Origin of the sequence: Candidatus Pelagibacter sp. (assembly GCF_052049815.1) — a bacterium.
Taxonomy (GTDB): domain Bacteria; phylum Pseudomonadota; class Alphaproteobacteria; order Pelagibacterales; family Pelagibacteraceae; genus Pelagibacter.
Genome location: NZ_JBNGZG010000038.1, coordinates 1 through 8,389 on the forward strand (window position 1 = coordinate 1; position 8,389 = coordinate 8,389).

Sequence of the window (8,389 nt, forward strand, 5' to 3'; positions counted from 1 at the left end):
TTTATTTTTGCTTTATTAAAATTTCTAAAATTAATATTTTTTGAGAACATTAATTTTTCTGTATTTTTTTTATTATTGAATTTTGCAATGAATTATTTGATTTTGAAATTTCGTTATCATCTTGTATTTTATCACCATCTAATATTTTTTTTAGATCAAACTCATTTTCATCTTCATTTTCAGTTACACTAACTGGTTCGGGCAGTTTCGAAAAATTTGGTGGCAAAACTAATGGGTTTTTCTTATTAATTAAAAACTCTTCAGCACTTTTTGATTTTTTTGAGCCCTCTAATCCTTCCTTTATTGATTTGCAGCCACTTAAAAAGATTAAAATTATTAAAATTAAATAAATGTTTTTAAATTTCATTTTTTTTCTTATTCAAAAATATTTCATCATAAATAAGGCAAATAACGCCTAAAGTTATAAATATATCAGCAATATTAAATATAAACCAATGGAAATCTTTATAATGGAAATCTATAAAATCTGGTACTGATGAAAAACGAACTCTATCAAATAGATTGCCCAATGCACCGCCAAAAATCATTGAATAAAAATAACTGTCGACGTTATTAGATTTAAATAATAAAAATAGTATCACCACTAACACCAAAAAAATAAAAATAGTCAAAACATTATAGGATATAGCTTCTTCAAACCCAAGTAATCCAAAGGCAATCCCATTATTCCAAATGAGATCAATATTTAAAAAATTAGTTAATTCTATCTCTTGGTTATTGAATTCAAAATATTTTATTACTAAATTTTTTGATATTTGATCCAAAAAAAAAATGCTAAAAATAATAATTAATAAATATACATTTTTTTTTTTATCAATCATTAATTAATCCACACTGACTTCTTTCACATTTGCTTAATTTAAGTTTCCAACAAACAGGACATTTATTTCCTTTTGCTTTAGAAGTTGTAACTTTAATTTCGTCCACGGAACCTTTAATGACTTCTGCTGATGATGTTATGCATAATTCAGCAAAATCTATACCTTTAAAATCATTATAACTTTTCTCATTAATTTCTATTTTTAAATCTGCTTCAAGACTTGACCCAATTTCTTTTGAAGCTCTTTTTTCTTCAATACTAGAATTGCAAACTTCTCTTATTTTTTTTAATTCAATCCATTTAGTTTCTAATTTTTCATCACTAAATTTAGATGGGATTTTTTTAAAAAATTCTAAATGTATACTTTTTTTATTTTTACAAATTAGTTTGAAAATTTCTTCGGTGGTGAAAGATAAAATAGGAGCGAACCATCTTATCAAATTATCAAGAATAATATTTAGTGTTTTAATACAACTTTTTCTTATCTCTGAGTCTTTTGTCTCACAGTAAAGTGTATCTTTTCTTATATCAAAATAAAAAGCAGATAAATCAACTGTGCAAAAATTCAATAATTCTTTATATAAATTATGAAAATCATATTTATTAAAATAATCATTAAATTTTTTATCAAGTGTGTGTAATTTATTGAGCATATATCTTTCTAATTCAGGTAACTCGTTAATATCGAGTTTATCGAGATCTATCTCTAGGAAATCATCATTTATGTTTCCTAATAAGTATCTAAAAGTATTTCTTATTTTTCTATAAGAGTCTGCATGTTGATCTAGGATTGCATAATCTATTCTTAAATCTTCAGCATAATTAGAGGATGCAACCCAAATTCTAAGGATATCAGCCCCATATTTCTTTAATATATCTTCAGGAGCAATGACATTACCTAATGATTTAGACATCTTGAGTCCTTTGCCATCAACAACAAATCCATGAGATAAAATTGACTCGAATGGTGCTCTTCCTCTTGTTCCACATGACTCAAGTAAAGATGAGTGGAACCATCCTCTATGTTGATCAGAACCTTCCAGATACATTGATGCTGGCCATTTTAAATCGTCTCTTTTTTCCAAAACAAAAGAGTGTGTTGAACCACTGTCAAACCACACTTCAACAATATCACTAAGTTTTTCATAATCACTTGCTTTATATTTACTACCTAAAAATCTTTGAGGGTCGTCTGAGAACCAACAGTCTGATCCCTCTTTTTCATAAATACTTGCAATGTTTTCTATTACTTCATCATCAACTAAAATTTCTTTTGTTTCTTTATGAACAAATATAGGAAGAGGAACGCCCCAAACTCTTTGTCTTGAAACACACCAGTCTGGTCTGGTTTCAATCATTGATTTTAATCTTTCTTTTCCTTTCTTTGGAAAAAATTCTGTGTCATCAATTGCTTTTAGCGCCTTATCTCGCAAATTATGACTTTCCATTGATATGAACCACTGTGGCGTTGCACGATGGACTAGTGGAGCTTTTGATCTCCATGAGTGAGGATAAGAATGAACAAGTTCTCCATTAAATAAAAGTCTTTTATAATTTTTAAGTTTTTCTATTATGACTGAATTTGATTTAAAAATATGTAATCCCTCAAATTCCTTAACATTTGATGTATATTTTCCATCACCGTCAACAGTCTCTATTGCTTTAATTCCATTATTTAAACACAAATTAAAATCATCAGGTCCATGACTAGGAGCACAATGAACTATTCCAGTTCCTTGTTCGGTTGTAACAAACCTAGCTTCCAACATTGGAATATCATAATTATAACCCATTTCATAAAATGGATGGTAACAAACTGTACCCTCAAACTCTTTTCCAGAGAAAGTTTTAATTAAATTAAATTTTTCTAAACTACATTCTTTAACAACTGATTCTTGTAAGTCTTTTGCTATAACTATCTTTTTACCTTTAAAATCATTTTCGTCTAAAATTTCCAGTAAAACATAGTCTAATGCTTGATTAAAAGCCAAAGCCTTGTTGGCAGGTATTGTCCAAGGTGTCGTTGTCCAAATTATAACATCAGACTCAACAAGTTCTTTTAATTTAGAACTTTTAACTTTAAACGCAGTATAAATTGTATCTGATTTATGATCTTGATATTCAACTTCAGCATCAGCTAAAGCAGTTTTTTCGACTGTTGACCACAAGACTGGTTTGAAACCTCTATATAAACTTCCTTCTTTTAAAAATTTACCAAGTTCTCTTACAATCTGAGCTTCTGCACCAAAACTCATTGTTGAATAATAATTTTCCCAATCTCCAATAACACCTAATCTCTTAAATTGACCTTTGTGGATCTCTATCCATTTTTCTGCAAATTCTCTACATTCTTTTCTAAACTCTACAATTGGAACGTCATTCTTATTTTTTTTATTTTTTTTATATTGTTCCTCTATCTTCCATTCAATTGGCAAACCATGACAATCCCATCCTGGTACATATATAGAATCTTTACCATCCATTTGATGAAATTTAACAATGATATCTTTTAAAATTTTATTTAATGCAGTTCCCATATGAATATTACCATTTGCATATGGAGGCCCATCATGAAGAACAAATTTTTCTTTACCTTTACTTGACCTACGTAATTCGTTGTAAAGATTAATCTCCTTCCAATATTCCAACATTTGAGGTTCTCTCGTTGGAAGGTTGGCCTTCATTGAAAATGCGGTCTTTGGAAGATTAATTTGTGTTTTAGACATAATTTTTTTTTGCTTTAGCTAGATCAATTTTTATTTGTTGCTTTAATTTTTCAATATTAGTAAATTTTTTTTCTTTTCGTATAAATTTTAAAAAATTAACACTTAAATACTTATTATAAAGATTTCCAGAAAAATTAAATAGATGAACCTCTAATAATAATTTTTTTTGATTAAAAGTAGGTCTATAACCTATGTTAGCTATACCTTTATAGATTTTTCTTTTTACTAATACATTTACTGCATAAACACCTAGTCTTGGAATTAAAAAATCTTTAATATCAATATTACATGTGGGAAAGCCAATCTTTCTACCTAATTGTCTTCCTTTTTCAACTTTACCATCAACAAACCACTTTCTATCCAAAAGTTTATTTGCAAAATCCAATTTTCCATTTTCTAAAGATTTTCTTATAAGAGTAGAGGAAACAATTTTATTATTTATTCTAACTGGCTTAGGTTTGACTAATTTATAATTCAATTCACTTTCAAAGCTTTTTAGTTGTTTAACATCTCCTTCTCTATTTTTACCAAATCTAAAATTATCACTTACGAATATGAATTTTGTTTTCAATTTTTTTGAAATTATATTTTTGATAAAATTAATTGAATTTGTAGATGAAAAATTTTTATCAAATTTTTTATTTATTAAAAAATCAATTTTAAGATTTTTCATTAATTCATTTTTTTGTTTTAAGGATGAAATTCTAAAATTTTTCAATTTTTTATTAAAAAACATTTTTGGCATCGGCTCAAAAGTTAATACCCCAATTTTGAGTTTATATTTTTTTTTGTACTTATGAGCTTCTTTAAAAAGTTTTTTGTGTCCTAAATGAACACCATCAAAGTTACCAATTAAAAGGATTGAGCCTTTAATATTTTTTGGAATATCAAAATTATTAAAAATTTTCATTAATTCTTACCACGTTAGCTTTGATTGAATATAATTTGGAATCGATTCATATGTCTTTGAAACCTTTTCAATGCCACTATTTTCTATCTCTGTTTTATGAATTCCATCTGAGATAATTAAAGAGTCAAAATTTTGTAAATTTGCACCTTTAATATCTGTATTAAGATTATCACCAATACATAATATTCTTTTATCTTTATTATTAATTGCTTGATTATAAACTTCTGGGTAAGGTTTGCCAAAATATATAACTTTACCTCCCATTTTTTCAAAAATCATTGCTACTGATCCTGCACATAATTCTCTTTTATTTCCACGATCTACAATTAAATCTGGATTTGTACATATCATTTTTTTGTGAATATATTTTTCTAACAATTCTTTATAAAAATTTAAATCATCGGATTTATCATCATATAAACCTGTACATATTATATATTCACTTTCATCTAAATTTTCTCTCTTATTATTTTGAAAGCTTAAAAATAAATCAAAGTCTCTTGAGGGTCCTATGTGATAAAAATTTTTATCTTTAAGATTTTTCTTTAAATAATTTAGAGCTGCTTGACCTGATGTATAAACATGATTGATTTGTTCAGATTTCATTCCTAATTTTTCTAAGAATTTTTTTACAGTTTCGTTAGGTCTTGGAGCATTAGTTAGCAAAATATAACTTTTTTTAAGTTCACTTAATTTAGATAAAACACCAATAGCTCCTTCGTGAAGCTTGATACCATTATGTACAACGCCCCATAAATCTATGTAGAGTATATCATACTTACTAACTATTGATTTAAGCCCTTCTGCATCTAAATTTTTAGTCATCTTGTTTAGATATAACCTTAAAAAGCCTTTTTTTCTAAGTTTTTTGATAATAATGGAGCTCTATAGATCTTGAAATACATAGCCAAATATCTATATGAGCCCCATATTTATTTAAAGGAGAGTTTATGAAATTCAAACCGTTACACGACAGAGTTTTAATAGAAGTTTTAGACAGCAGTGAGAAAACTGCTGGTGGAATTATTATCCCAGATTCAGCGCAAGAAAAACCTCAAGAAGGTAAAGTTGTTGCTGTTGGTGGTGGTGCAAAAACTGAAGACGGAAAAACTATACCAATGGACGTTAAAGTTGGTGACAAAGTGCTATTTGGAAAGTGGTCAGGCACCGAAGTTAAAATTGACGGTAAAGAATACAGCATAATGAAAGAGTCAGACATTATGGGTATTTCAAGCAAGTAATTAATTATAAAGGAGAAATATAATGGCAAAAGTTGTTAAATTTGATGCTGAAGCAAGAGCAGCAATGATAAGAGGTGTAAATATCTTAGCTGACACTGTTAAGGTAACTTTGGGACCAAAAGGAAGAAATGTGGTTATGGATAAATCTTATGGTGCTCCAAGAATAACTAAAGATGGTGTTTCTGTTGCTAAAGAAATTGACCTAGAAGATAAATTTGAAAACATGGGTGCACAGATGGTTAAAGAAGTTGCTAGCAAAACAAATGATGAAGCTGGTGATGGTACAACTACTGCAACTATTCTTGCTCAAGCAATTGTTAAAGAAGGTGTAAAATATGTTACAGCAGGAATGAACCCTATGGATGTAAAAAGAGGAATAGATGCTGCTGTTGAAACAGTTAAAGAAAACTTAGTTGCTTCTGCTAAAAAAGTAAAAGATAGTGATGAGATAGCTCAAGTTGGAACAATTTCAGCAAACGGTGATAAAGAAATTGGAACAATGATAGCTAAAGCAATGCAAAAAGTTGGTAACGAGGGTGTTATCACTGTTGAAGAAAACAAAGGTATAGAGACAGAGCTTGATGTAGTTGAAGGTATGCAATTTGATAGAGGATATCTGTCTCCATACTTTATCACAAACAGTGATAAAATGACTACGGAACTAGATAATCCATTTATTCTTTTACATGAAAAGAAATTAACAAATCTACAACCGATGGTTCCACTTTTAGAAGCTGTTGTGCAAGCTGGAAGACCATTGATGATTATTTCTGAAGATGTTGAAGGTGAAGCTTTAGCAACTTTAGTTGTTAACAAATTAAGAGGTGGTTTAAAAGTTGTGGCAGTTAAAGCTCCAGGATTTGGTGATAGAAGAAAAGCAATGTTGGAAGATATTGCTATCCTAACTGGTGGATCTGTTATTTCTGAAGACTTAGGGATTAAACTTGAAAACGTTAAGTTAGATGATCTTGGCTCATGTAAGAAAGTAAAAGTTGATAAAGATAACAGTACAATTGTAAATGGTGCTGGCAAAAAATCAGACATTGAAGCAAGATGTGGTTCGATCAAACAACAAATCGATGAAACAACGTCTGATTATGATAAAGAAAAACTTCAAGAGAGACTCGCTAAATTAGCTGGCGGTGTTGCAGTTATCAAAGTTGGTGGTGCAACTGAAGTCGAAGTTAAAGAGAGAAAAGACAGAGTTGAAGATGCATTGAATGCAACTAGAGCTGCTGTTGAAGAAGGTATCGTAACTGGTGGTGGATGTGCTCTATTGTATGCATCAAGAGATCTGAGCAAAGTTAAAGTAAAAGGTGATGATCAAAAAGCTGGAGTTGATTTAGTTAAAAAAGCACTTGAAGCTCCTATAAGACAAATTACCAAAAATGCTGGGGTAGATGGTTCAGTTGTAGTTGGTAAACTGTTAGAGCAAAATAAAAAAACCCATGGCTATGATGCTCAAAGTGAAGAGTATTGTGATATGTTTGCAAAGGGTATCATTGATCCTGTGAAAGTTGTTAGAACTGCTTTACAAGATGCAGCTTCTATTTCAGGATTATTAGTAACTACTGAAGCAATGATAGCAGACAAACCTGAAGAAAAAGATGCAGGTGCAGCTGGTGGAATGCCTGGAGGAATGGGCGGCATGGGCGGCATGGGAGGAATGGGTGGTATGGGAATGTAATCGTTCCAACCCAAATCAAAATTCAAAAAGGCGAGTTTTTACTCGCCTTTTTTTTTTCAATAATTGAAATCAGTTTCTCAAAAACATCACCCCAAGAATTAAATTTTGTTTGTTTAATGATTTGTACTGATGGATACCAAATAGTTTTTTTATCATCATTAAACCATCTCCAATCAGCATTATGATTTAATAATAAAATACTCTTTACATCGAGTAAACCAGCCAAATGAATAATTGAAGTATCTACGGAAACAACAATATCCAAATTCTTCATTGATTGGGCTATTTCATAAAAAGTTTTTTTTCCTAAATCAAAAAAATGTTCATAATTTTTTACTGCAGAATTTATGTTTTCATCATGATTATTTGATAGATTATAAAATTCTACATTTTTTACTTTTAGAATTGTTGAAAAAGTTTTAAATGGAATAGATCTGTATTTATCCATTGGATAGTTTGGATTACCGGCCCACGCTATTCCAATTCTTAAATTATTCGAAATGGCTTTTTTTTCGAAATTATCATCATTATTAATTTCAAGTTTATAAAATTTGATTTCTTCTTTTTTTGAAATATTCAAAAACTTTGGCAGACTACAAATTGGAATTTGATAGTCATAATCTATCATATTGATTTGATCATAATTTTTAATATCAATATTTGAGCTTAAATTTTGTAAAATTGGAAATAATTTTTGATTAACTACAAATGTTATATTTTTGGTAAATTTTTTTAAATCAATTACAAACCTAGAGAATTGCAATGTATCACCTAAACCTTGCTCTTCCCATATTAAAATTTTTTTATCTTTTATGTCTGAAATTTTTTTTGGAAATTTAATTTCTGTAAATTTTTTTTTTGGATTATTTTCTCTTTTCCATCTATTTTCATATAATTCAAAACCTTTTTTAAAATCTTGTAAACTCAATTTACAAAGTGATATTCGCCAAATTATATACTCTCTCTTATACACAACTGACGCAG

At 28.9% G+C, this 8,389-nt stretch carries 7 protein-coding genes and 1 pseudogene; 2 read left to right on the forward strand and 6 right to left on the reverse strand.

Annotation, left to right across the window (positions count from 1 at the left end; translation table 11 throughout):
- Positions 1 to 49: 49 nt before the first annotated feature.
- Genes ACTT9D_RS06095 through ACTT9D_RS06115 form a run of 5 tightly spaced genes read right to left on the reverse strand, consistent with a single transcriptional unit; the run spans position 50 to position 5,302 of the window.
- The gene (locus tag ACTT9D_RS06095) at positions 50 to 367 is read right to left on the reverse strand and encodes a DUF3035 domain-containing protein (protein WP_440930903.1); all 318 of its coding nucleotides are present in this window, start codon (positions 365 to 367) and stop codon (positions 50 to 52) included.
- Positions 357 to 842 carry a signal peptidase II gene (lspA, locus tag ACTT9D_RS06100; RefSeq protein WP_440930904.1) on the reverse strand — a complete coding sequence of 162 codons (486 nt, stop codon included), beginning with the start codon at positions 840 to 842 and terminating at the stop codon, positions 357 to 359. The genes ACTT9D_RS06095 and lspA overlap by 11 nt, the downstream gene beginning before the upstream one ends.
- The gene (gene ileS / locus ACTT9D_RS06105; RefSeq protein WP_440930905.1) at positions 835 to 3,567 is read right to left on the reverse strand and encodes an isoleucine--tRNA ligase; all 2,733 of its coding nucleotides are present in this window, start codon (positions 3,565 to 3,567) and stop codon (positions 835 to 837) included. The genes lspA and ileS overlap by 8 nt, the downstream gene beginning before the upstream one ends.
- Positions 3,560 to 4,477, reverse strand: coding sequence for a bifunctional riboflavin kinase/FAD synthetase (locus ACTT9D_RS06110; protein ID WP_440930906.1), 918 nt, complete (start codon positions 4,475 to 4,477; stop codon positions 3,560 to 3,562). The genes ileS and ACTT9D_RS06110 overlap by 8 nt, the downstream gene beginning before the upstream one ends.
- A gap of 6 nt (positions 4,478 to 4,483) precedes the next feature.
- Positions 4,484 to 5,302, reverse strand: coding sequence for a TIGR01459 family HAD-type hydrolase (locus tag ACTT9D_RS06115; protein WP_440930907.1), 819 nt, complete (start codon positions 5,300 to 5,302; stop codon positions 4,484 to 4,486).
- Positions 5,303 to 5,427: 125 nt separating this feature from the next.
- Between ACTT9D_RS06115 and groES the strand changes: the two genes are divergently transcribed.
- Both groES and groL read left to right on the forward strand, forming a co-directional pair.
- The gene (groES, locus tag ACTT9D_RS06120) at positions 5,428 to 5,718 is read left to right on the forward strand and encodes a co-chaperone GroES (protein WP_014952699.1); all 291 of its coding nucleotides are present in this window, start codon (positions 5,428 to 5,430) and stop codon (positions 5,716 to 5,718) included.
- A 22-nt stretch (positions 5,719 to 5,740) separates the two neighbouring features.
- On the forward strand, positions 5,741 to 7,405 hold the full coding sequence (gene groL / locus ACTT9D_RS06125; RefSeq protein WP_014952698.1) for a chaperonin GroEL: 1,665 nt from the start codon (positions 5,741 to 5,743) through the stop codon (positions 7,403 to 7,405).
- Between the two features lie 22 nt (positions 7,406 to 7,427).
- Here the strand turns inward: groL and ACTT9D_RS06130 are convergent.
- A pseudogene (locus ACTT9D_RS06130) lies at positions 7,428 to 8,389 on the reverse strand (hypothetical protein); the annotation flags it as partial.